Annotated in this window: 1 pseudogene; it reads right to left on the bottom strand. The window is 32.7% G+C overall.

Features of this window, described 5'->3' with window-relative positions:
* Nucleotides 1-133 precede the first annotated feature (133 nt).
* A pseudogene (locus ACF91D_RS32160) lies at nt 134-373 on the bottom strand (tyrosine-type recombinase/integrase); the annotation flags it as partial.
* Between the last annotated feature and the right edge of the window lie 43 nt (nt 374-416).

Raw genomic sequence — 416 nt, forward strand, 5'->3', positions numbered from 1 at the left:
TATTGAAGTATGCAAAGAATCCTTTAACCACAGTGGTTTTAGGGTTCTTTTTGTTTAACTTTAATTAGAAAAAGGGTAGTGTGTGCAAATTATCGAATTTAAAGCATAAAAAATGCGCCCAAATTTGAGCGCATTATCCAAGTTTTACCTGTTCAAGTTTATTCATCATATCCTTATCCATTTGCTCTGTAACGTGCGAATAAATGGATAGGGTTGTACGATGGTCTGAATGGCCTACACGATCCATTATAGCTTTAAGTGATACGCCTTGTTGAGAAAGTAGTGATATATGGCTATGTCTTATTATGTGAGAGGAAATATTCTTTTTGATACCAACATCTTTTGCTGATTCTTTTAAAATCTTGTTGAATCTTTAATATATTAAGACATTAAATGTAACGCAATCGGCTATAAAG

The sequence above is a fragment of the Staphylococcus sp. 231237_7MaSpsaltlick genome, from assembly GCF_043107035.1.